The sequence below is a fragment of the Bacillus sp. T3 genome (genome assembly GCF_033449965.1).
Lineage (GTDB): Bacteria > Bacillota > Bacilli > Bacillales > Cytobacillaceae > Bacillus_BU.
On sequence record NZ_CP137761.1, the window covers coordinates 1083027 to 1103392 of the forward strand.

Genomic DNA, 20366 nt, shown 5'->3' on the forward strand with positions numbered 1-20366 from the left:
AGACATGAAAAAATTAGAAACATATGAGCAGTTTAATGAACTACGTGACAATGGTAAACATATATTTTTATTTTCAGCAGATTGGTGTAAGGATTGTCGAATGATTGAGCCGATTTTACCTGAAATAGAATCGAAGTTTACGGACTATACCTTTATTTACACGGATCGTGATCAATTTATCGACCTTTGTGCTGAATTAGATATTTTTGGGATTCCAAGTTTTGTTGCCTTTGAAAATGGTCGTGAGTTGGGGCGTTTTGTCAGTAAGGATGCAAAAACCAAAGAGGAAATCGAAAGCTTTATTACTGGGTTAAAATAAGACGATGGATACAAAGAAGCTAAGAAGAGAATTAGAAAACCGATTAAAGCACCCAAGCCGCCATTTTATTTTTGATCGTGAGAAGGATCAGCTTCGGATTGAAAATATTCGTACCTGTCAGGGAATTACCGTGTCCCTCCTGGGTATTATCGCCAAATGGCACGAGCAAAAGGATGCTGCGATTGATGAAGTCGTTTACTTTGTCGAAGAAGGCTTACAGGCAATGGGTAAACCAGTGAGTCTATCGGGAAATGAAAGCAAAATTTTCCCTGTTATTCGCTCAACCTCTTTTCCAACTGAAGCAAAGGAAAATGAGCGCTTTGTTTATGATGAGCATACTGCCGAAACACGGATCTATTATGCGCTTGATCAAGGAAGTTCTTATCGGCTTATTGATGAAAGCATGATGAAGGCTGAAGGCTGGAACTTGGAGCGAATTCGAGAAACTGCCTTGTTCAATGTAAGGACTCTTCCGATAACGGTAAAAGAAGATGTAGTTGCAGGCAATCACTTTTATTTTGTTCGGTCAAATGACGGCTATGATGCTAGTAGGATATTAAATCAAGCATTTTTAAAGGAAATGCACGAAAAAATGGTGGGGACGATGGCTGTAGCGGTACCCCATCAGGATGTTCTAATTATTGCAGATATTGAAAATAATACTGGCTATGATGTTCTAGCACAAATGACGATGAGCTTCTTTGCGAGCGGTCGCGTCCCCATTACTGCGTTATCGTTCTTGTACGAAGAAAACGAGTTAGAACCAATCTTTATTTTAGGTAAAAACAAAAAAGTATAGAGCTGAAGGACCACATAAAATGTGGTTCTTTCTTTTTGATAGGTATTAATACTTATTCACCGATTTTCCCTCGTATTTTGTTAATTAACTGTTAAAATATAAATGTCACTTTAAAAGAAAGCAGAAAGAGATGATCATCAGTGGATTGGTTTAAAAGATTATTACATGGTTTCAAGGACGACTCAGGTGAACCTGAGGATTTAATAGAGTATACACAACATTCATTACCAAAAAGTAAACAAGACCAACAAGAAGGTCCAAAAGACCTCAATGCTAGAATCGCTTATCAATATCCCAAAGGCAGAGACGGGTTCCCTGTTGTTCCCGAAGTAAAAGTCCAAAAGCCAAATCGGCAATCTAGGAAAGAAAATCGGCAGCCACCACAGCAGAAAAAACAGAGTGAAAGCACTCAGGCACCTCAAGCTCAGCGATCTCAACCATTGCGGACTCGATTAGAAAAATTAAGAGTAGTTGAGGAACCAAAGGAGATTCCATCTTTCCCAAACTTTGAAGATAAACCAATACAGAAAGTGAAGCCGAAGAAGGAAAAGATTCGTCACGGTCCGTTTCGTCCAACCGAAATTCCATCACCTATTTATGGTTATGGGAGGCCACGACAGATGAAGGTGATTGAACACGAATTAACTGGTTTCATTCACGGAATTGATGCATATCTAGACGAAGAGAGTGCTGTCACGCTTGAAACACCTGAAGTTAAGGAAATGGAAACAATGATGGTGGAGCAAGTAGAAGTGGAAGAGCCAGATACACTAATAGAGCAGGTAGAAGAGGAAGAGCTAGATACAGTAGTAGAGCAAGCAGAAGAGGAAGAGCCAGATACAGTAGTAGAGCAAGCAGAAGAGGAAGAGCTAGATACAGTAGTAGAGCAAGCAGAAGAGGAAGAACTGGATATACTAATAGAGCAAGTAGAAGAGGAAGAGCTAGATACACTAATAGAGCAAGTAGAAGAGGAAGAGCCAGATACTCTAATAGAGCAAGTAGAAGAGGAAGAACTAGATACAGTAGTAGAGCAAGCAGATGAGGAAGAACTGGATACACTAGTAGCGAAAATAGTCGCGGAAAAGCCTAGCACTCTAGCGGAACAAGTAGCAATAGAAAAGCAGGCTGAAATGGTAGCTGAAGTAATACAAGATGAATTCGACACAGATGAAAATGTTGAAGCAAGCATGGATCAAGAAACAACTTTACAAGAGCCAGTTAGAAAGTCCCATATTCCTTTCAATGTTCTGATGCTCAAACAGGACAAAGAAAGGTTAATCCAGTCTAAATATCGTGAAAACAAACCTTTCATCGCAGCAGGAAGCGAACAGGAAGTTCAAGAACCAAAGGCTGTATTGGAAGAAATCGTTCCTGAACAACAGGATACTGAACTATCAGAAGAACCAATTGAAGAAAAAGAGACTTTGCTCTATTTTCCGCCGTCTGAAAATCTTCTATCCCCTCCAATTATCCAGGAAGAGAATGGAGAATGGCTTCAAGGGCAGGAAGACCTGTTAAATCGAACTTTAGCAGACTTTAATGTTGGTGCAAAGGTTGTTAATGTAACAATGGGGCCATCTGTTACTAGGTTTGAGGTTCAGCCGGATCCTGGGGTAAAAGTAAATAAAATTACGAATTTACAAGACGACATTAAACTTAGTTTAGCTGCTAAGGACATCCGGATTGAAGCTCCGATTCCTGGGAAGCACACAATTGGAATTGAAGTGCCGAATCAAACAAGCCGTCCTGTTTTAATTAGTGAGATATTAAATAGTCCTGAATTCATTCATAATTCGTCACCATTGACGGCTGCATTAGGCCTTGATATTTCCGGTAAACCAGTGGTAACCGACCTTCGGAAAATGCCACATGGCTTAATTGCCTGGGCAACGGGTTCAGGAAAAAGTGTCTGTATTAATTCCATCCTAACAAGTCTCATGTATAAAGCCGATCCGCAGGATGTTAAGCTATTGCTAATTGATCCTAAGATGGTGGAATTAGCGCCATATAATCATATTCCACACCTAGTAAGTCCTGTTATTACCGATGTTAAGGCCGCAACAGGTGCACTTAAGTGGGCGGTTGAGGAAATGGAGCGAAGATATGAGTTATTTGCTCATACTGGCGTTCGTGAAATCATGCGTTTCAATGAGCTTGCACATGAAGCAAAGCAATATAACAATAAGCTTCCTTATATTCTTATTGTAATCGATGAGCTTGCGGATTTAATGATGGTTGCCCCTGCGGATGTAGAAGAGGCAGTCTGTCGAATTGCTCAAAAAGCTAGGGCTTGTGGAATTCATTTAATTATTGCAACGCAACGACCTTCCGTTGATGTTATTACAGGTTTAATTAAGGCGAATATCCCAACAAGAATTGCCTTTTCAGTCTCATCACAAATAGATTCTCGTACAATCATTGATATTGGTGGAGCAGAGAAATTATTAGGAAGAGGAGATATGCTCTTCCTAGAGAATGGATCGTCAAAGCCTGTCCGGCTTCAGGGAACATTTATTTCAGATGCCGAGATAGACCGTGTTGTAGCCCATGTTCGGGATCAGGGGGATCCAGAGTATTTATTTGAGCAGACAGAGCTAATAAAAAAAGCGCAAGTAACGGAGGAAGAAGATGAGCTATTTTACGAGGCCTGTGAATTTATAATTGAGCAAGGTGTTGCCTCTACCTCGAGCCTTCAGCGCCGCTTTAAAATCGGCTACAATCGAGCTGCACGGTTGATTGACATGATGCACGCTAATGGATTTATTTCAGAAGCAAAGGGAAGTAAGCCTAGAGATGTATTAATTACAGAAGAAGAACTTGACTCCTTTAACAGTAGTAGTACAATAAACTAATGCAAGAATCTTTTAGGGGGCATTTTATTTATTAAAAGGTGTTTTTTAAGAAAAATTTCTCGTCTTATGTATTAATGGTATAATGTTTTAATATGATAACGCTGTGACGTAATGAAAATGAGCAAAATGAAAACATTCTCATATAATGTGTTACAGATAGACGTTTGTTGGAGGTTCTTTAGATGACTATTTACCATTTTGTAGGTATTAAGGGGTCTGGAATGAGTGCGTTGGCACAAGTTCTTCATGATACAAATTTTCAAGTTCAAGGCTCCGATGTCGAAAAGCGCTTTTTTACTCAACAGGCCCTAGAGCAATCTGGAATAAAGATCCTTCCGTTTAATAAGGAGAATATTCAGCCAGGAATGACAATTATTGCTGGAAATGCATTTCCAGATACTCATGAGGAAATTCAAGAAGCAATGAGGATGGGGCTTCCGATTGTAAGATATCATCGCTTTTTGGGCGATTATATGCAAAATTTTACAAGCATTGCTATAACTGGGGCACACGGAAAAACATCTACTACTGGTCTTTTAGCGCATGTCATTCAAGGCGCAAAGCCTACTTCTTTCCTAATTGGAGATGGAACTGGTAAAGGCGACCGTGATGCAGAGTACTTCGTTTTCGAAGCCTGTGAATATAGACGGCATTTCTTATCATACAACCCAGATTATGCAATCATGACGAATATCGATTTTGATCATCCAGATTATTTTGCTAATGTTGAGGATGTTTTTTCAGCATTCCAGGAAATGGCGTGGCAAGTAAAAAAAGGAATTATTGCATGTGGTGATGATGGTCACCTGCAAAAAATCCAGGCAAAGGTTCCCGTTCTATTTTATGGCTTTGGTGACGATAACGATTACCAGGCTAGAAATATTGTGAAATCAACAGATGGTACTAGCTTTGAGGTGTTTGTACGGAATACTTATTTTGATCGTTTTACGATTCCTACTTTTGGCGATCATAATGTTTTAAATTCGTTAGCGGTCATTGCTATGTGTGATTATGAGGGTATCGATATTAAAATAATCAAAGAACAATTATTAACCTTTTCTGGAGTTAAGCGAAGATTTTCAGAGAAACAAATAGGATCACAAATCATTATTGATGATTATGCACACCATCCAACTGAAATCAAAGCAACGATAGATGCTGCTAATCAAAAATATCCTGATCGTGAAATTGTAGCTGTATTCCAACCGCATACATTTTCAAGGACACAGACATTTTTAAGTGATTTTGCTGATAGCCTAAATCTAGCCGATAAGGTATATTTGTGTGATATTTTTGGCTCGGCTCGTGAAAATCATGGAAAGCTTTCAATTGCCGACCTACAAGCGAAAATTCCTGGAGCAGAGCTTTTGGCTGAAGATGACACTTCGATGTTAAAACAGCATGAAAACAGTGTGATTATCTTCATGGGAGCCGGCGATATTCAAAAGTTCCAAGAGGCATATGAACAGGTATTAGCAATATAGAGCACTTTTGGTGGAAAAAAAAGACCAAATCGCTTCTTTGTGAGCGGTTTGGTCTTTTTTGTTTTTTGTGGTCAGTTTTAAACAGAAGAGCTTACTTTTTACTTCAAATTCTTCCGGATTTAAGGCTTCGAGCTCAGGGATCACAAAGCGACCATCCTTGCGAATAAGCACATCATCAAAATAGATTTCTCCGCCACCGTAATCTGGCCGTTGGATATTGACCATATCCCAATGGATATCAGAATGATTTCCGTTATATGCTTCGTCATAGCATTGTCCCGGGGTGAAATGGAAGCTTCCTTCGATTTTTTCATCAAATAATATATCCTGCATTGGATGTAAAATAAATGGATTTACACCAATCGCAAATTCTCCGACATAGCGAGCTCCCTCATCAGTATCAAATATCTTATTGATTCGCTCTGTATCATTCGCTTCTGCATTAATAATTTTCCCGTTTTCAAACGTAAGCTTCACATTTTCGAATGTAAAGCCATGATAAGGCGATGGGGTGTTATAGGTAATGACTCCATTTACGGATTCTCGAACAGGAGCCGTATATACCTCTCCATCTGGAATATTCATTTGACCTGAGCATTTAATCGCTGGAATGTCCTTAATCGAGAATGTTAAATCTGTTCCAGGTCCTGTAAGGCGCACTTTATCGGTTTTATTCATGAGTGCAACAAGGCCATCCATCGCAGCATCCATTTTTCCGTAGTCAAGATTACAGACGTCAAAATAAAAATCTTCAAATGCCTCTGTGCTCATTTTGGCTAACTGGGCCATCGAGGAGTTTGGATAGCGTAGCACGACCCATTTCGTTTTTGGAACACGTATATCTCTATGTACTTTTTTACCAATCGTTTTACCATGAAGCTTCATTTTTTCGTCTGGAACATCGGCATGTTCGTTAATATTGTCACCAGAACGTAACCCGATGTAAGCATCCATTTGACTCATCACACTGGCTTCGAAATCGGCCATTAAATTGAATTGCTCTTCTTTTGCACCTAATAACAAAGAGCGGTCGACCTGATGATCTTTCAACAGTACAAAAGGATAACCTCCAGCGGCATAAGCAGCTTTAACAAGTGCGGTTACTAGCTCACGCTGCAACCCAAAGTTTTCAATTAGTACTTTTTCTCCTTTTTGCAGTCGAACGGAATAATTAATTAAATTATTTGCAAGCTTCTCAATTCTAGGGTCCTTCATCGCTTTTCCTCCTTTTAATTCCTTCTGCACTATTATTGTAACCCAATTTAGAAATTTTGTTGAAGTTATGCAATTGATGAGCGAAAATATCGTGTGACCTAGGAAGGAAAATGCCACTATAATATTGAAGTATGTAGGAAAGAGGTTTATTCCCGCTAAAGTGAGTTAAACATATTGGTAGAGACAACGGAGGTGCAAAGAGTGGTTAATATTTTATATTTTAGCGTGGCCTTAATTGCCATAGCCTTTCTAATTTTAGTGATTTATTTATCCAAGACATTCAAATCGCTACAATACACGCTTGATAGTGTTTCAAAAACATTAAATGGGTTAGAAAAACAACTTGATGGAGTTATGAATGAGACGACGGAGCTTTTGAAAAAAACGAATGCCTTAGCGGATGATATTCAAGAAAAAGCAGATAGCTTGAATAGTGTTGTACACGCAGTGAAAGATGTAGGGTCTACCATCCAAAAATTCAATCATTCAATCCAAACGGTTACCAATACTGTAGATAAAAGTGTCGAACAAAATCAAGAAAAAATATCGCAAATTGTACAGTGGAGCAATGCCTTCATTGAGTTAAAGGAAAAATGGAAAAATAAAAAGCAGCAAAAAGCAGATAATACTCCAATTCCAATACGCCAGCGACAACGTGATCATTAAAAGCTAAAGGAGGATTTTTGATGGGAAATTATTTACATGAAGAGACTGATAAGGGCGGTACGAAGGATTTTCTACTTGGAGCAATGATTGGAGGAGTAATTGGAGCGGCAGCAGCTTTATGGCTTTCTCCAAAATCAGGTACAGCCCTTCGCGAATCGGTTACGAATCAAACAGCGGTCATAAAGGAAAAAGCAGGAAACTTGCAGTTAAAAGAAAAGGTTTCCGATATTGCCCAAATGACAAAGGAAAAAACGAACACATTGACCCAAACAATTACCCAACAATCATCAGAAGCTCTAGCAAAAATTAAAGGAATTAATCGCGGTGCAGAAAGCGAAGTTTTAGATGAAAATCCAAATGAAATCACCGACAATGGGGGGTTGGATTCGATTCAAAAGATGCTTGAGGAAACGAAAAAGGCTTTTGATGAGACCGAAAAAAAGCTCAATCATTAAATTTGCGGATAGGTTCTGAAAATGTTACGATTACAGAAATTAAGCGAGAATGCCTTGATTTAAAAGGATAATCGCTTTTTTCGATGAATTCATTTGTTTAGTCAAAGCCAAGGAGGATTGGGAAATGCAAAAAATTGATTCTGTTGAACAATTTGATCAAATAATTCAAGCTAACGAACCTTTTGTTTTTTTAAAGCATAGTGTGACATGTCCAATTAGCCAGGCGGCCTATGAGGAATATGTGAAATTTACGGAGGACCATCCAAATTTCAATAGCTATTACTTAACAGTCCAAGATTCGCGTCCGTTATCCAATTACATAGCAGAAACTTTTCAAATAAAGCATGAATCACCACAAGCATTATTTTTTAAAGAAAATGGGTTGGTATGGAATGCTTCGCATTGGAACATCACTTATGATGCCTTAACATCAGCCAAAGAAAAAAATAGTTAAAAAACATCCGCTTTTTGGATGTTTTTTTTAAAATTTAGGTTCCAATTATTCGTGTTGCATACAATATAGGCATCAATAGATATTTCCGGCATATTATACTTTAACGCTTAAAAGCTTAAAAGCTTAAAAGCGTTTAATCGTTAAAGTTTTTCGTGACAACAAAAACTTTATCATATATAATTATCCGTAATTATAAAAATGTTCATATTTTTAATATTATTTTCATTACAGATGTAACAAGGCTGTAAAATAAACCTGGAGGTTGAAGAAATGAGTAATCTAGATCAATTGCGAAACCGTGTCGATGAATTAAACTTACAATTACTTTCATTAATTAATGAAAGAGCTAGACTCGTACAGGAAATCGGTCGAGTTAAAGAAACTCAAGGTGTTAATCGCTATGATCCAGTTCGTGAACGGATGATGCTTGATTTAATTAAAGAAAATAATGATGGCCCATTCCAAAATTCAACGATTGAGCATATGTTTAAGCAAATCTTCAAAGCCGGTTTAGAGCTTCAAGAAGATGATCACCGTAAAGCTTTGTTAGTGTCTCGTAAGAAAAAACCAGAAAATACAATTGTTGATGTTAAAGGCGTGAAAATTGGCGATGGCACTCCACACTTTGTATTTGGTCCATGTTCTGTTGAATCGTATGAGCAGGTTGCAGCTGTAGCTGCTGCCGTGCAAGCAAAGGGCTTTAAACTGTTGCGCGGTGGTGCCTACAAACCAAGAACCTCTCCATATGATTTCCAAGGCCTTGGCTTAGAAGGATTGAAGATTCTTAAACGCATCGGAGATGAATTCGGGCTAGCGACTATCAGCGAAATTGTTAGTCCAAATGATGTTGAAACGGCCCTTGATTACATCGATGTGATTCAAATCGGTGCCCGTAATATGCAAAACTTTGAGCTTCTAAAAGCAGTAGGTGCGGTGAAAAAGCCAGTTCTATTAAAACGTGGTTTAGCTGCAACAATTGAAGAATTTATCAATGCTGCTGAATATATAATGTCACAGGGAAATGACCAAATTATTCTTTGTGAACGTGGAATTCGTACTTATGAAAAAGCGACAAGAAATACTTTAGATATTTCTGCAGTGCCAATTTTAAAACAAGAAACACATTTACCTGTAATGGTTGATGTTACTCATTCTACAGGACGCAAAGATTTGTTACTGCCATGTGCAAAAGCTGCATTAGCAATTGGTGCTGATGGTGTGATGGCTGAGGTACATCCAGATCCAGCTGTTGCTTTATCAGATTCCGCTCAGCAAATGGATTTAAAACAATTTGATGCATTCCTTGAAGGTTTAAAGGAAACGCCATTTGTTCGACTTTAATACTTAATAAACTTATTAATAAAATCCTCTGGCTTTAGCTGGAGGATTTTTTTACGTATTGGAAAAGCATTAGTGTTATTCATGTTTTGCTAAGTATAGACTTACTTTTTGATTGGATATACAATAATTTTATGAAAAATACATATGGGTCATTGCGGCATCGGATTCGGTATCGTATGATTAGATACATAATTATACAAGTTAAATTTCTCACAAACTTAAGAAATAGGTTTAATACAACGAAACTTGCTGTAAACTAAAAATAAGCTGAATTGTGGGTATAAATGAAGGAGTGGGTGTTTTTGAATATTACCATTTATGATGTTGCACGCGAAGCAAGTGTTTCAATGGCAACAGTATCAAGGGTTGTCAATGGCAATCCGAATGTAAAACCAGCAACAAGAAAAAAGGTACTCGAAGTAATTGAGCGCTTGGGCTATCGTCCAAATGCTGTTGCTCGTGGTTTAGCCAGCAAAAAAACGACTACTGTTGGTGTGATTATTCCCGATATTTCTAGTACGTTTTTTGCTGATTTAGCTCGAGGAATAGAAGATATTGCAACAATGTATAAATATAATATTATTCTAAGTAATTCCGATCAAAATATCGATAAGGAACTGCATCTAATCAATACGATGCTAGGGAAACAGGTAGACGGAATTGTGTTCATGTCTGGAAATGTAACCAATCAGCATGTAGAAGAATTTGAGAAATCACCTGTGCCAATTGTTCTTGCAGGTTCAATCGAGGAAACAGGAAAATTACCATCTGTTAATATTGATTATGAACAAGCGGCATATGATGTAACCAAATCATTTATCGATAAGGGCCATACCCATATTGCATTTGTCATTGGGCCGCTCCATGAACCAATTAATAGTGTGAAGAAATTAGCTGGTTATAAGCGTGCTTTGGCTGAAGCGGGAATCGAATATTTAGAGGATCTCGTTGTTGAAGGTGACGATACATATGACTCCGGTATTGAGGCTATCGATAAATTAATGGAGGCAGATACGAAGCCAACCGCAATTTTTGTAGGACAGGATGAAATGGCATTAGGTGTTGTTCATGGTGCTGAAGACAAAGGTTATTCTATCCCTGAGGACTTTGAAATTATTAGCTCAGATAACACAAGATTAACTTTAATGGTTCGTCCACAATTAACGACGGTTGTTCAGCCACTCTATGATATTGGTGCAGTTGCGATGCGTCTATTAACAAAACTTATGAATCAAGAAAAAATGAATGAGACAATTATCGTTCTTCCACATCGAATTGAAGAGCGTGACTCAACAAGAAAATAACACTAAAAAACGTGAGTGCTTGCACTCACGTTTTTCAATTCAATTTATAAGACTGATTTTTTCTGACTTCGAATTGGGTACAGTGCTTTTGCAACTGTTTGGGCGTTTTTTTCTGTTATTTCCCCTTTTCTTGGGATAGGGGGATATAAATCCTGTGGATCATCCCATTGTCGTGGAAGTCCAACGGGTGATAAAGGCTGCCATTTATCAATCCAATTGCTCGGTAAAGCGCCAGAACAATTCGAGTTTTCTGTCATTTCGAGCCAGATGAGCGCCCATGCCCTTGGGACTACTCGCCAAATATCGTATCCGCCTCCACCAACGGCTATCCATCTTCCATCGCAAAACTCGTGAGCAATTTTATGAGCAAGCTTTGGAATTTCACGGTATATTTTTATTGTTGTGGATAAATGAGTAAGTGGGTCAAAATAATGAGAATCTGCCCCATTTTGCGTTAGGATTACATCAGGCTTAAAAAAATCTGCAACCTCCTGTAAGGCAACTGTATAAGCATCAATCCATGATTCATCTTCGGTAAAGGCATCTAGTGGGATATTAAATTTTGTCCCATAGCCTTTTCCTTGACCACGCTCACTTACATTTCCAGTTCCAGGAAATAAATATCGTCCCGTTTCATGAATGGAAAGAGTACAAACATTTGGGTCATCATAGAAGGACCATTGAACTCCATCGCCATGATGGGCATCTGTATCTACATATAGAACCCTTGCATGATATTTTTCTTGCATATATTTGATGGCGACAGAGCTATCATTGTAAATACAAAATCCTGAGGCCCTCCCGCGAAAGCCATGATGTAAACCACCACCAAGATTAAGTGCATGATTTGCTTTCCCAGACATAACATAATCTACCGCAGTTAAAGTGCCACCTACCAAGAATGAGCTTGCTTCGTGCATATTTGGAAAAATAGGCGTATCCTCGGTACCAAGTCCATAATTATCAGCAACACTTGCTGGTAACTGACCGTGACTTGCTAATTTCACTGCATCAACATAGCTGGGGTCATGGATGAGTAGAAGCTCCTCCTCAGTTGCCATTCGTGGTAAAACGATTTGACTCTCGTTAATCGCACTAATATTATTCAGTAAATCAAGTGTAAGCTCCAGACGTTGCTGATTAAAAGGATGATGACTATTAAATTTATATTTTAATAAATCCTGTGAAAAAATAAAGACTGAGTCGGTCATGATGAAATCCCCGGAAGGTTTGGCCATAAAACGGTATGACCAGCTGCCTTTAGATCTTCGATAATATTCATCGGGTTCATAGTTCGAAGTCTAATTACTAAATGTTTGTAGTTTTCATCCTTTTTGTCTGGATATACAAGTACACTTTGAATACTGGCATTTCTTTTTTTGATTACATTTGTCACATCACTGAGCACACCTGTCATGTTGCGAACTCTAACCTCTATGACAGAACCAGGTTGATGTGCACCAGTTAGCTCGACTAATGTTCTTAACAGGTCTGTTTCTGTAATGATCCCCGCTAGCTTGTTTTCCTTCACGATTGGCAGGCAGCTTATATGGTGTTCATAAAAGACCGCTGCAATCTCTTCTACAAAGTCGAGGGGGTGTCCTGTTATAATATTGGTTTGCATGATGGTGTGTAACGGCTTTTGCAAAATGTCGCGGTGCTCCTCTGCATAAAAGGTGGACGGATTTGCATCTCGTATATCACGATCGGTAATTAGACCAACAACATTTTGTTGCTCATTAACAATTGGAATATGACGGATTTTTTTCTCCCCCATTAATTGTATTGCATCTGCAATATTGTTTTGAGTTGTTAATGTTGCCACATTAGTTTTCATAATTTCCTCAACAATCACGTTCATAGACCTCCTTAAATTTTCTAGGGTTGCATTCATTCTATTAAACATGCTGCTATTCTATTAAAGATGCATATTAGGAAGGAATGCTTTTAAAACATATAGCGATTCAAAAACCGAAGTCTATCGAACTTTTCAATCGATTCTTGATTGACTCGTTTGCCGATTTTTGCCATTAAACAATTGGCAGGATGGGAGCTTATTTCAGGGTCGTCTGTTGCAAACCACTGAAGTCCTCCGGCATTCATCATTTTTTCCATAATCTTTCTGTATTCCCATACATTCAGGCCTGTTCGCCGCAGATCCCAATGCCAATAATATTCAGTTGTGATGACAATATAGTCCTCCAGCGCATCATCCATCATCGAGACGATCAAAATTTGCTTTCCAACATGATAGCCTCGGAATTGAGGAATGATTTCGATAGCTCCGAGCTCGATTAAATTGTCCATTTTTCCTTCTGACCAGCGTTCTAATGGATCGGGATAAAGGAAGGTTGCATATCCCACAATCATGTTTTGGTGACGGGCAATAATTATTCTTCCTTCTGGCAATTGGGCGATTTCAATGATTGCTTGGTGCTGCTTGTTTGCGGGGCGAAACGCAGTTAAATCTTGATGGAATTCATATTGAGACAATTTTTCAGGTGAAACAGGCCCTTCAACAATGACTGTTCCATCGGGAGTTATCAATTCTGTTGAATAGTACGTTTTTTTATGCTCCATTTAGTCACCACCTAAATATATACAAAACCAATCTTAATTCTATTATACATAAAATATCAATAGATGAAGCGCTTTCATCTATATTTTCCTCATAAAATATTAAATAATTAAAAATTAAAAAATAATTAAAATATTTTAAATATTGTGAAAATGTTCTAGTTGTATTATAATAGGCTACATGAAGCGAATTAAGGGGGAATCTATTTGATGAAATTGGAAGCGCTATCAGCCGTTAAAGGAAATTTTAACCTGCAAAATTACGATGAAATGTACAAGCAATTTGATTGGATGGAAGCTGAAAAGTCATTTACTTGGTCTGAAACTGGCAAGGTAAATATGGCCTTTGAAGCGATTGACCGCCATGCAGTCTCATTCCGAAAGAACAAAGTTGCTTTATACTACCGTGATGGGGCTAGAAAAGAAAAGTACACTTTCAAGGAAATGAAGGATTTATCAAATAAAGCAGGGAATGTGCTTAAAGCATACGGTGATGTCGTGAAAGGAGACCGTGTCTTCATTTTTATGCCGCGTTCACCTGAACTTTATTTTGCAGTGCTAGGCGCAATTAAACTAGGTGCTGTTGTAGGTCCTCTATTTGAAGCATTCATGGAAGGTGCTGTTCGCGACCGTTTGGAGGATAGTGGAGCAAAAGTGTTAGTCACTACTCCTGAATTATTAAAGCGAGTTCCTGTTAGCGAGCTTCCTGAATTAAAGCATATTTTCCTTGTGGGTGAAAATATTCAAGAAACAGATTCTCTTATTGATTTTAATAAAAAGTTAAATGAAGCTAGTAGAAACCTAGATATTGAGTGGGTTGACCGTACAGATGGTCTTATCCTTCATTATACATCAGGATCGACTGGAAAGCCAAAGGGTGTGCTTCATGTTCACAATGCGATGATTCAACACTATCAAACAGCAAAATGGGTGCTAGATTTACAAGAAGAGGATGTGTATTGGTGTACAGCTGACCCAGGTTGGGTTACAGGTACTTCTTATGGAATCTTTGGACCATGGTTAACCGGTACTTCCAACGTTATTATAGGTGGGAGATTTAGCCCAGATGCCTGGTATAGCATGATTGAAGAATACGGTGTGACAGTTTGGTACAGCGCGCCTACGGCATTTAGAATGCTGATGGGGGCAGGAGATGAAGTGGTAAAACGCTTTGATTTAAGCAGTCTTCGCCACATCCTCAGCGTTGGTGAGCCATTAAACCCTGAAGTTGTAAGATGGGGAGCGAAGGTATTTGACTTACGTATTCATGACACTTGGTGGATGACTGAAACGGGTGCTCAACTGATTTGTAACTACCCTTGTATGGAAATTAAGCCTGGCTCAATGGGGAAACCAATTCCAGGTGTACAAGCTGCTATCGTTGATGACCAAGGTATTGAACTTCCTCCATTCCGCATGGGGAACTTGGCTATTAAAAAAGGCTGGCCTTCAATGATGAATACGATTTGGGGCAACCAAGAGAAATTTGAATCCTATTTTATGCCTGGTGATTGGTACGTTTCCGGGGACTCTGCTTATATGGATGACGAGGGATACTTCTGGTTCCAGGGACGTGTTGATGATGTGATTATGACAGCTGGTGAACGTGTTGGCCCGTTTGAGGTTGAAAGTAAGCTAGTAGAGCATCCAGCCGTTGCGGAAGCGGGTGTTATCGGCAAGCCTGATCCAATCAGAGGAGAAATCATTAAAGCATTTGTAGCGTTACGTGAAGGCTTCGAGGCTAGTGATGAATTGAAAGAGGATATTCGTCAATTTGTTAAAACAGGATTAGCTGCACATGCTGCACCACGTGAAATCGACTTCCGCGATAGCTTACCGAAAACAAGAAGTGGTAAAATCATGCGCCGCGTATTGAAGGCGTGGGAATTGAATCTACCAACTGGTGACCTATCTACAATGGAAGATTAATAGAGTGGACATAAACAAGGCAGGCTCCTTTGGGAGCCTGCCTTGTTTCAATGTTAAGTTCCTGGATTGTTCGCTTTATCTTCATTTCCTTCTTTTGGTTCAGAACCAATTTGAACGATATTGGATGGAGAAGATTCTTTTCAGGCAATATCGACTGCCGTCACATAATAGGAACCACTTCCAGCTGAATAGGTAAGAGAGGAGCCTGATTTTATGCTAGCAACTTTACCGCCAGATTCTTTATAGACTCGATATCCTACAATGTCATGATGTGGATGGCTTGACCATGTTATCGAGTTTCCAGATTGATGGACACTTAATGGTGTCGGTGTATTTCCATCATCAGACATTTTTGCACTTGGAACGAGTACTTTCGCCCAGCGGTCTTTTTTCGGTATTAATTGGCTGGCATTCGATGTGTTCCCCATAATCTTTGTCACATAATCAGGATTTAAAATCACACCGGATTGGGCAAATTCACTTGGAGTGGAATCAAGTGCTAAATATTTGTTGCCGTTAATTTCTACGAATTTCCCTTCAATTAAACTGTCATCCACCTTGGTTGGAGCATATTTAACATTGAACAGGTCTGTTTCAACTAATCCTGCTCTTGAACAGGCACCTGACGGTAATAAGCCTGATGCTGCACAAAATGATTTTCTTACAATCCCCTCTGGCATTTGGAACGATTCAGCCGGGTCGACTAAGTCAGGATTGATATCATACGCGGCATTCATTAAGTCAGCCCACAAGTAATTGGTTCTGATACTATAGCTTAAACCACCAGATTGTAATGATTTTGGTGTATCGTATCCAGTCCAGATCCCAAACGAAACATTTGGATTGGATGCAACAAACCATGAATCATAAAACTGGTTTCCTGTACCAGTTTTTCCAGCCCAGTCGGATTTGAATTTTAACCGGCCATTAATGGATGTGGCCGTCCCTCGCGTGATAACATCCCGCATCATATCTAATGTTAAATAGGCGGTCTGAGGGCTAAATACATCGACTGGTTTTACTTTGTGCTGGTAGATGATTTCTCCATCACGATCTGTTATTTTTTCAATCATATAGGCATCAATAAATTGTCCATTATTCGCAAATGTCCCAAAGGCATTTGTATTTTCTTCTACCGTTACCCCGTTTTCTAAGGAACCGATTGCGGTTGCGAGGTTTGTGTAATCTGGTTCAACTAAAGAAGTGAACCCCATCTTTTCTAAATACTTTGCGGGTCTCTGGTTAATGATATCTTTGTACAGCTTAACAGCTGGAACGTTATAGGATTTGGTCAAGGCGTATCGTGCTGATGTTAGACCACTATAGCGACGGTCATAGTTTTGTGGCCATGGACGATTAAGTCCCGGTGCAAGCTTTAATGCTACATCGGGTAAAATCGTACCGGGCTGGGCCGCTCCAAGCTCAAACGCCGGGCCATATACGAGCAATGGCTTCATTGTCGATCCGTTTTGGCGAACTGCGCTCGTAGCATGATTCAATTGTTCGCGTTCATAATTTCGACCACCGACAAAGCTGATAATTTTTCCTGTTTTGTTTTCAATCAGGATGGCACCTACTTCCACTGGTTCCATTACCGTGACCTTTTCACCTGTCTCTGGGTCTGTCGTTACTTGAGCTTTATCAGGACCAAAATGCGGGTAATTATCTTTTACCTGCTGCATAGCTTCATAAATTTCTTTGTTAATGGTTGTATGGATTTTGTATCCGTTCTGCCTAATATTTAGGTCGGCGATTTCTCGGTATTCAGCCATTAGTTCTTTATCGTTTTTGATATCTTGCTCTTCATATCCATCTTTTTTGGCTAAAATCCCCGCCAATATATCAATTGCACGTGTTTCGATTTCTGCTGTAAGCCAAGGATGGGCCTCCTGTGGTGATTGTGTAGGTGGGATAAAATCCTTTGTCACGTCATACGCTAACGCTTCGTTATATTGCTGGTCATTAATATAGCCACCATCATACATTCTTTTTAACACCGTCTTCATTCTTTCTAAGCCGGGTGTTAAATTATTCTTGACTGTCTTATTTTGGGTATAGGGAGTGTAGCCGAACGGACTTTGCGGAAGACCGGCAATGAATGCTGACTGTGGCAGATTTAATTGGCTTGCTTCGACTCCAAAAATCCCTTTCGCAGCAGCTTGTACTCCTGCAATATTGCGGCCAGAAGAGTTTCGGCCAAAGGTTGCAACATTTAAATAAGCTTCTAATATTTCTTTTTTATTGAAGAATTTTTCCAAGCGAAGGGCTAACAAGATTTCTTTCGCTTTTCGTTCGAAGGATACTTCATTAGTTAGAAGCTGGTTTTTTATTAACTGCTGTGTCAGCGTACTTCCACCTGTTTGAACAGAGGCGTTTGATACCTCTTGGAATAATGCACGGAAGATGGCCTTAGGAACAACACCGTTATGCTGATAAAAGTATTCATCTTCTGTAGCGACTACGGCATCTTGTAGATACTTTGAGACATGATCGAGCTTGACTTCCTCGCGATCAATGTCAGAGCGTAATTTGCCGAGATACACATCATTCGCATAATATAGTTCTGATGTTTCTTCGTAGTTATATATTTGTTTTTTCATGCTTGCATAGGAGCGGATTGGCTCGTCCTTTACAAGAGATGCAAAGTAGCCTCCGCCAACACCTAGCGCGAAAGTACCGCCAATAATGAGAACAATAATAAATAATAATGCAAGATTCCATATTACCTGATAGGTAATTCGAGCACCTTTTACTGTTTTTTGATTTGTAAAAAGCTGGACGAAAGACCTAAGCTTTTCTTTCCAATTTTGGTTATTGCTCATTGACATATCAAACCCCCTAAAATCACATACATTATAGCATATTGCAACAATGAAAATGACAAGCATCGCCAAATTTCCTGTAATTATCATGTTGAGTTGACAAGTTCATTCAAAATATGGTAAAAAAGCAATAATGAATTGAATATTTGCGTTGATGAGAATAAGTAGTCCTTCTATCCCTGTTTATCAGAAAGTCGGCGGAAGATGCGAGCCGATACAAATAGAAGAATGAATTACCTCTCTGAGCATTTGCTGTGAACTTGTCTTATGTAGCAGCAAACGGATGAACCGTTATTTTTTTAAGTGGAAAACCGAATGTGGTTTTTAATCTGGGTGGTACCGCGCTAAAAATAGCGTCCCTGCATATGCAGGGGCGTTTTTTGTTTTTTTTGGACTGTAAAACTAGTCTGTTGATTTCCGCTCCAGGTGCTCCCTTTCCGCGGGGAGTCCGGGAGCCTCCTCGGCGCTTAAGCGCCTGTGGGGTCTCCCGTGACACCTTCTCCCGCAGGAGTCTCGCACCTTCCGCTCCAATCAACAAAATAGCAGAATCAACAGTTAGCATTATCACAGTTCAATTTTAATTAAGTAATTTTAAAGGAGGCTAAAACATGAATGAATTATTAAAAGACCTGACTTGGAGAGGGATTGTATATCAGCAAACCGATGAAGAGGGCATTGAGAAGACATTAAGCAATGAAAAAATATCCTTATATTGCGGGGTTGACCCAACTGCTGACAGCATGCATATTGGCCATTTACTGCCATTTTTAACATTGCGTCGCTTCCAGCTATCTGGACATCGTCCGATTGTTCTTGTCGGAGGTGCGACTGGGTTAATCGGAGACCCGAGCGGAAAGAAAGAAGAGCGGAAATTACAAACGCTTGAAACGGTTCAATCTAATGTAAGCTGTCTGCAAAAGCAATTACAGCAAATATTTGATTTCGAAGGTGAAAATGGGGCAATCATGGTTAATAACTATGATTGGGCTGGCTCAATGGATATCGTTACGTTTTTACGTGACTTTGGAAAGCATGTTGGAATCAATTACATGCTAGCGAAGGATACGATTTCATCACGCTTAGATACAGGAATTTCTTTTACAGAATTTACGTATACGATTTTACAAGCAATGGACTTCTTCCATCTTTATGAGAACCATCAATGCCGTATGCAAATTGGTGGAAGTGACCAATGGGGCAACATCACTACAGGCTTGGAATTAATTCGAAAAATGAAACCAGAGGGTGCTAAGCCAGCATTTGGATTAACGATTCCGCTTGTAACAAAGGCAGATGGTACGAAGTTTGGTAAAACGGAAAGCGGTGCAATTTGGCTTGATCCTGAAAAGACATCCCCTTATGAATTTTACCAATTTTGGATTAACACAGCCGATGCCGATGTTGTGAAATATTTAAAATTCTTTACGTTCCTAACAAAGGAAGAAATCGAAGCGTTAGAGGTTTCTGTTCAAGCGGAACCACATCTTCGCAAGGCACAAAAAGCATTAGCAGAAGCGATGACACGAATGATTCATGGTCAGGATTCATTAGACCAGGCGATTCGCATTTCCGAAGCACTCTTCAGTGGGAATGTTAAAACGTTAACTGCAGCAGAAATTAAGCAAGGGTTTAAGGATGTACCGTCCTTTGATGCTTCGGCTGAAGAACTGGGACTTGTTGATCTGCTTGTTAACGCCAAAATTTCTCCGTCAAAACGTCAAGCGCGTGAGGATATTACAAATGGAGCAGTTTCCATCAATGGAGAGCGAGTGACAGATCCTGCCTATGTTCTTTCTGTTAAGGATCGAATTGAAAATCAATTTACCATTGTACGGCGCGGGAAGAAGAAGTATACGTTAATTAAATACTAAAGGTATCTTGAACAGTCGTGTGACCCTACAATTTCTGCGCTCCCAATACAATAACTAATAGGATTAAGCCGATTCGGGCGATCCGATCTTCAGTAGTTATTTTAAGAAGTAGAACAAGGACGATAGCGATGATTGGTTCATCTTCAAGCATCAAAATTACGATAATGTCTAAGATGGGTAACACATAATTAATAATTTCTATATCCATCTTTTGTTCGTTCGAATCCATCGAAACACTTACTTTCCTTAGATAACATATTTAGGAAAAAGGGAAATGT

The 20366-nt window shown here is 39.3% G+C and carries 16 protein-coding genes, 1 pseudogene and 1 other annotated feature; of the genes and pseudogenes, 11 read left to right on the top strand and 6 right to left on the bottom strand.

Features of this window, described 5'->3' with window-relative positions:
- Positions 1-4 precede the first annotated feature (4 nt).
- From RGF10_RS05600 to murC, 4 genes are all read left to right on the top strand, one after another.
- Positions 5-319 carry a thioredoxin family protein gene (locus tag RGF10_RS05600; protein WP_318507961.1) on the top strand — a complete coding sequence of 105 codons (315 nt, stop codon included), beginning with the start codon at positions 5-7 and terminating at the stop codon, positions 317-319.
- Between the two features lie 4 nt (positions 320-323).
- A complete protein-coding gene (locus tag RGF10_RS05605; RefSeq protein WP_318507962.1) occupies positions 324-1118 on the top strand; it encodes a DUF1444 domain-containing protein in 795 nt (264 codons plus the stop codon).
- A 140-nt stretch (positions 1119-1258) separates the two neighbouring features.
- The gene (locus RGF10_RS05610) at positions 1259-3970 is read left to right on the top strand and encodes a DNA translocase FtsK (RefSeq protein WP_318507964.1); all 2712 of its coding nucleotides are present in this window, start codon (positions 1259-1261) and stop codon (positions 3968-3970) included.
- Between the two features lie 182 nt (positions 3971-4152).
- Positions 4153-5454: a UDP-N-acetylmuramate--L-alanine ligase gene (gene murC, locus RGF10_RS05615; protein ID WP_318507966.1), complete on the top strand. Its 1302-nt coding sequence runs from the start codon at positions 4153-4155 to the stop codon at positions 5452-5454.
- Between the two features lie 102 nt (positions 5455-5556).
- On the opposite strand, the pseudogene RGF10_RS05620 reads toward murC, so the two are convergent.
- Positions 5557-6669 (bottom strand): annotated as a pseudogene (locus RGF10_RS05620) (aminopeptidase); the annotation flags it as partial.
- Positions 6670-6870: 201 nt separating this feature from the next.
- Here RGF10_RS05620 and RGF10_RS05625 point away from each other — a divergent pair.
- The 5 genes from RGF10_RS05625 (at position 6871) to ccpA (ending at position 10889) form a co-directional block, all read left to right on the top strand.
- Entirely contained in the window at positions 6871-7335 is a 465-nt protein-coding gene (locus tag RGF10_RS05625; protein WP_318507968.1) for a DUF948 domain-containing protein, read from the top strand.
- A gap of 20 nt (positions 7336-7355) precedes the next feature.
- Complete coding sequence (locus RGF10_RS05630; protein ID WP_318507970.1) at positions 7356-7790, top strand: YtxH domain-containing protein; 435 nt, start codon at positions 7356-7358, stop codon at positions 7788-7790.
- Between the two features lie 124 nt (positions 7791-7914).
- On the top strand, positions 7915-8244 hold the full coding sequence (gene ytxJ, locus RGF10_RS05635; RefSeq protein WP_318507972.1) for a bacillithiol system redox-active protein YtxJ: 330 nt from the start codon (positions 7915-7917) through the stop codon (positions 8242-8244).
- 270 nt (positions 8245-8514) lie between these two features.
- Positions 8515-9585, top strand: a complete 1071-nt coding sequence (locus tag RGF10_RS05640) for a bifunctional 3-deoxy-7-phosphoheptulonate synthase/chorismate mutase (protein WP_318507974.1) — start codon at positions 8515-8517, stop codon at positions 9583-9585.
- A 302-nt stretch (positions 9586-9887) separates the two neighbouring features.
- Positions 9888-10889, top strand: coding sequence for a catabolite control protein A (ccpA, locus tag RGF10_RS05645; protein WP_318507976.1), 1002 nt, complete (start codon positions 9888-9890; stop codon positions 10887-10889).
- 44 nt (positions 10890-10933) lie between these two features.
- Here ccpA and RGF10_RS05650 read toward each other — a convergent pair whose 3' ends face one another.
- The 3 genes from RGF10_RS05650 to RGF10_RS05660 all read right to left on the bottom strand — a co-directional run bounded on the left by RGF10_RS05650 (position 10934) and on the right by RGF10_RS05660 (position 13469).
- The gene (locus RGF10_RS05650; protein ID WP_318509336.1) at positions 10934-12103 is read right to left on the bottom strand and encodes an acetoin utilization protein AcuC; all 1170 of its coding nucleotides are present in this window, start codon (positions 12101-12103) and stop codon (positions 10934-10936) included.
- Positions 12097-12744, bottom strand: a complete 648-nt coding sequence (locus RGF10_RS05655; RefSeq protein WP_318507978.1) for an acetoin utilization AcuB family protein — start codon at positions 12742-12744, stop codon at positions 12097-12099. Before RGF10_RS05655 ends, RGF10_RS05650 begins: the two co-directional genes overlap by 7 nt.
- Positions 12745-12836: 92 nt before the next feature.
- Positions 12837-13469, bottom strand: coding sequence for an N-acetyltransferase (locus RGF10_RS05660; RefSeq protein WP_318507980.1), 633 nt, complete (start codon positions 13467-13469; stop codon positions 12837-12839).
- Between the two features lie 207 nt (positions 13470-13676).
- Here RGF10_RS05660 and acsA point away from each other — a divergent pair, with 207 nt between their 5' ends.
- Positions 13677-15395, top strand: a complete 1719-nt coding sequence (gene acsA / locus RGF10_RS05665; RefSeq protein WP_318509338.1) for an acetate--CoA ligase — start codon at positions 13677-13679, stop codon at positions 15393-15395.
- Between the two features lie 140 nt (positions 15396-15535).
- On the opposite strand, the gene RGF10_RS05670 is transcribed toward acsA, so the two are convergent.
- The gene (locus tag RGF10_RS05670; protein ID WP_318507982.1) at positions 15536-18217 is read right to left on the bottom strand and encodes a transglycosylase domain-containing protein; all 2682 of its coding nucleotides are present in this window, start codon (positions 18215-18217) and stop codon (positions 15536-15538) included.
- A 142-nt stretch (positions 18218-18359) separates the two neighbouring features.
- Positions 18360-18581: a binding site (T-box leader), on the top strand.
- Positions 18582-18825: 244 nt separating this feature from the next.
- On the opposite strand from RGF10_RS05670, the gene tyrS reads away from it, so the two are divergent.
- A complete protein-coding gene (tyrS, locus tag RGF10_RS05675; RefSeq protein WP_318507983.1) occupies positions 18826-20088 on the top strand; it encodes a tyrosine--tRNA ligase in 1263 nt (420 codons plus the stop codon).
- 25 nt (positions 20089-20113) lie between these two features.
- Here the strand turns inward: tyrS and RGF10_RS05680 are convergent, their stop codons facing one another.
- Positions 20114-20317, bottom strand: a complete 204-nt coding sequence (locus RGF10_RS05680; protein WP_318507986.1) for a hypothetical protein — start codon at positions 20315-20317, stop codon at positions 20114-20116.
- Between the last annotated feature and the right edge of the window lie 49 nt (positions 20318-20366).

What these genes read in the sequence shown, in the direction of transcription:
- RGF10_RS05600 (WP_318507961.1), top strand. Translation starts at nt 5, where the DNA reads ATGAAAAAATTAGAAACATATGAGCAGTTTAATGAACTACGTGACAAT.
- RGF10_RS05605 (WP_318507962.1), top strand. Translation starts at nt 324, where the DNA reads ATGGATACAAAGAAGCTAAGAAGAGAATTAGAAAACCGATTAAAGCAC.
- murC (WP_318507966.1), top strand. Translation starts at nt 4,153, where the DNA reads ATGACTATTTACCATTTTGTAGGTATTAAGGGGTCTGGAATGAGTGCG.
- RGF10_RS05630 (WP_318507970.1), top strand. Translation starts at nt 7,356, where the DNA reads ATGGGAAATTATTTACATGAAGAGACTGATAAGGGCGGTACGAAGGAT.
- ytxJ (WP_318507972.1), top strand. Translation starts at nt 7,915, where the DNA reads ATGCAAAAAATTGATTCTGTTGAACAATTTGATCAAATAATTCAAGCT.
- RGF10_RS05640 (WP_318507974.1), top strand. Translation starts at nt 8,515, where the DNA reads ATGAGTAATCTAGATCAATTGCGAAACCGTGTCGATGAATTAAACTTA.
- RGF10_RS05660 (WP_318507980.1), bottom strand. Translation starts at nt 13,469, where the DNA reads ATGGAGCATAAAAAAACGTACTATTCAACAGAATTGATAACTCCCGAT.
- acsA (WP_318509338.1), top strand. Translation starts at nt 13,677, where the DNA reads ATGAAATTGGAAGCGCTATCAGCCGTTAAAGGAAATTTTAACCTGCAA.
- RGF10_RS05670 (WP_318507982.1), bottom strand. Translation starts at nt 18,217, where the DNA reads ATGAGCAATAACCAAAATTGGAAAGAAAAGCTTAGGTCTTTCGTCCAG.
- tyrS (WP_318507983.1), top strand. Translation starts at nt 18,826, where the DNA reads ATGAATGAATTATTAAAAGACCTGACTTGGAGAGGGATTGTATATCAG.
- RGF10_RS05680 (WP_318507986.1), bottom strand. Translation starts at nt 20,317, where the DNA reads ATGGATTCGAACGAACAAAAGATGGATATAGAAATTATTAATTATGTG.